Source organism: Mesorhizobium sanjuanii, assembly GCF_002529485.1.
GTDB lineage: Bacteria > Pseudomonadota > Alphaproteobacteria > Rhizobiales > Rhizobiaceae > Mesorhizobium > Mesorhizobium sanjuanii.
Genome location: NZ_NWQG01000169.1, coordinates 1 through 3,253 on the forward strand (window position 1 = coordinate 1; position 3,253 = coordinate 3,253).

Here is a 3,253-nt window from a genome sequence, read left to right on the forward strand (position 1 = left end):
TCCTGCCGGGCAGCGGCGGTATGCGCGGGGCGTTGTCGGACCTGTTCTGGCGCAAGCCGAAGGCTCTGTTGCTCCTGATGCTGCTGCCACCGGTTCTGTGGCTTGGCATCGTCTATATCGGTTCGCTGTTCGCGCTGCTGCTGCAGAGCTTCTTTTCGATCGACGAGTTCTCCGGCCTCATCAACCGTGAGTTCACGCTGAAGACCTATGGCGATTTGTTGCAGGCCGCCAATCTCGACATCATCATGCGCACGGTGACGATGGCCGCACTGGTGACGCTGGCCTCGGCGGTCATCGCTTTCCCCATCGCCTATTACGCGGCGCGCTATGCGCGCGGCCGCTGGAAGGCGCTGTTTTATCTCGGCGTCATGCTGCCGCTGTGGTCGAGCTACCTGGTCAAGATCTACGCCTGGAAGCTGATCCTCGCCAAGGAAGGCATCCTCACCTGGCTGCTCGCCAAGCTGCACCTTCTGTGGCTGCTCGATGGCTGGCTGTCGCTGCCGGTCGTCGGCGGCAATTCGCTGTCGGTCTCCGCCACCGGCACCTTCATCGTCTTCGTCTATGTCTGGCTGCCCTTCATGATCCTGCCCGTGCAGGCCGCACTCGAGCGGGTGCCCGGCAATCTGGTCGAGGCCTCGTCCGATCTCGGCGCTTCGCCCGGCCAGACCTTCCGCAACGTGCTGTTCCCGCTGGCGCTGCCCGGCATCGTCGCCGGCTCGATCTTCACCTTCTCGCTGACGCTTGGCGATTACATCATCCCGCAGATCATCGGCACCTCGCGGCTGTTCATCGGCCAGGCCGTCTATTCGCAGCAGGGCACCGCCGGCAACATCCCGCTCGCCGCCGCCTTCACCGTGGTGCCCATCGTCATCATGGGCCTCTACCTCTGGGGCGCCAAGCGCATGGGAGCCTTCGATGCGCTCTGACCGCGGCCAATCAGCTCCGCTGGGCCTGAAGATCGCCGCCACAGTCGGCCTGCTCTTCCTGCATTTGCCGATCCTGCTGATCTTCGTCTATGCCTTCACAACCGAGGAGAAGAGTTTCGTCTGGCCGCCGCCGGGGCTGACCACGCAATGGTTCGCCGTCACCTGGAACCGTCCGGATGTCTGGCAGGCGCTGTCGCTGTCGGTCAGGGTCGCTGCGATCTCGACGGCGATTGCCCTGGTGCTGGGCACGCTTTGCGCCGCCGCCGTGTCGCGCACAAAATTTTTCGGCCGCGAAACCATCTCGCTGCTGGTCATCCTGCCGATCGCGCTGCCCGGCATCATCACCGGCATCGCGCTGCGTTCGGCCTTTTCGCTGGCCGAGATTCCGTTCTCCTTCTGGACGATCGTGCTCGGCCACGCCACTTTTTGCGTGGTCGTCGTCTACAACAACGCCGTCGCCCGCTTCCGCCGCACCTCAGGCTCGATGATCGAGGCCTCGATGGACCTCGGCGCCGACGGCTTCCAGACTTTTCGGCATGTCGTGCTGCCCAACATCGCCACGGCGCTCCTTGCCGGCGGCATGCTGGCCTTCGCGCTTTCCTTTGATGAGGTCATCGTCACCACCTTCACCGCCGGCCAGCAGCAGACCGTGCCGATCTGGATGCTGGAGGAACTGATCCGGCCGCGCCAACGCCCGGTCACCAATGTCGTCGCCATGGTCGTGATGCTGGTGACGCTGCTGCCGATCCTTCTTGCCTACTACCTGACCCGCGACGGCGACCAGATCGCCGGCTCCGGCAAATAACCCAAACAATGAACGAGAGTTCATAAGGGAGAGATGTCCATGGACACAAAGATGCTGATCGGCTCGAAATTCGAGAAGGGCACCGAAACCGAGGAGCCAATCCTCAATCCGAAGACCGGGGCGATCATTCTCAACCTGCCGGAGGCCAGTCAGACGCAGATCGAGGCAGCGCTGGCGGCTGCCGAAAAGGCTTTCGCCACCTGGTCGCGGACCACGCCGGCGCAGCGTTCCGCCTATCTCCTCAAGATCGCCGACCGCATCGAGGCCGAGGCCCAGGACTTTGCGGCACTCGAGGCGCTGAACTGCGGCAAGCCGATCAATGCCGTGCTCAATGACGAGATCCCGGCGATCGTCGATTGCTATCGCTTCTTTGCCGGCGCTGTCCGCTCGATGCCCGGTGTGGTCGCCGGCGAATATCTGCCCGGTCACACCTCGATGGTACGGCGCGACCCGATTGGCATCGTCGCCTCGATCGCGCCCTGGAACTATCCGCTGATGATGATGGCCTGGAAGCTGGCGCCGGCGATCGGCGGCGGCAACACCGTCGTCTTCAAGCCGTCCGAGCAGACGCCGCTGACAGCGCTGAAGTTGGCGAAGATCCTGGCCGACATCCTGCCCGAGGGCGTCGTCAATGTCGTGCTCGGCCGTGGCGACAGCGTCGGCAACGCGCTGATCAACCATGCCAAGGTCAACATGATCTCGATCACCGGCGACGTCGCCACCGGCAAGAAAGTGCTGCAGGCGGCGGCCAAATCGGTCAAGCGCACGCATCTGGAGCTTGGCGGCAAGGCGCCGGTCATCGTCTTCGACGACGCCGAACTCGGCGCGGTGGTCAACGGCCTGCGCGCCTTCGGCTTTTACAATGCCGGCCAGGACTGCACCGCCGCCTGCCGCATCTATGCCGGCAAGAAGATCTACGACAGACTGGTCGCCGACCTCTCCTCGGCCGTCTCGACCATCAAATACGACCGCCCCGACGACACCGAGAACGAGATCGGGCCGCTGATCTCGCGCCGCCAGCGCGACCGTGTGTCGAGTTTCGTAGAGCGCGCCTCGGAACTGAAGCACATCGAGATCACCACCGGCGGCAAGCCGGGCGAGGGTTCCGGTTTCTTCTACCAGCCGACGGTGGTCGCCGGCGCGTTGCAGGAAGACGAGATCGTGCGCCGCGAAGTGTTCGGACCGGTCGTCTCGGTCACCCGCTTCTCGGAAGTCGACGAAGCCGTGAACTGGGCCAATGACAGCGACTACGGCCTGGCCTCATCGGTGTGGACGAAGGATGTGTCGCGTGCCATGGCGACAGCCGCGCGCCTACAGTATGGCTGCACCTGGATCAACACCCATTTCATGCTGACCAATGAAATGCCGCATGGCGGACTGAAACAATCCGGCTACGGCAAGGACATGTCACTCTACGCGCTCGAGGACTACACCGCCGTCCGCCACGTGATGGTTGCGCACGGGTAGCGCCTTCCCTTCTCCCCGTTCACGGCAGGGCAATCGCATATGGATTTTTGCGGAG

Annotated in this window: 3 protein-coding genes; all 3 read left to right on the plus strand. The window is 63.6% G+C overall.

The annotated features are described in order from the left end of the window. Nucleotides 1–20: 20 nt before the first annotated feature. The 3 genes from CN311_RS23015 to CN311_RS23025 are packed head-to-tail and all read left to right on the plus strand — an operon-like array spanning nucleotide 21 to nucleotide 3,198. The gene (locus CN311_RS23015) at nucleotides 21–926 is read left to right on the plus strand and encodes an ABC transporter permease (protein WP_208866561.1); all 906 of its coding nucleotides are present in this window, start codon (nucleotides 21–23) and stop codon (nucleotides 924–926) included. Continuing rightward, on the plus strand, nucleotides 916–1,731 hold the full coding sequence (locus CN311_RS23020) for an ABC transporter permease (protein WP_097575992.1): 816 nt from the start codon (nucleotides 916–918) through the stop codon (nucleotides 1,729–1,731). The genes CN311_RS23015 and CN311_RS23020 overlap by 11 nt, the downstream gene beginning before the upstream one ends. Before the next feature lie 39 nt (nucleotides 1,732–1,770). Beyond that, nucleotides 1,771–3,198 carry a gamma-aminobutyraldehyde dehydrogenase gene (locus CN311_RS23025; RefSeq protein ID WP_097575993.1) on the plus strand — a complete coding sequence of 476 codons (1,428 nt, stop codon included), beginning with the start codon at nucleotides 1,771–1,773 and terminating at the stop codon, nucleotides 3,196–3,198. Nucleotides 3,199–3,253 lie beyond the last annotated feature (55 nt).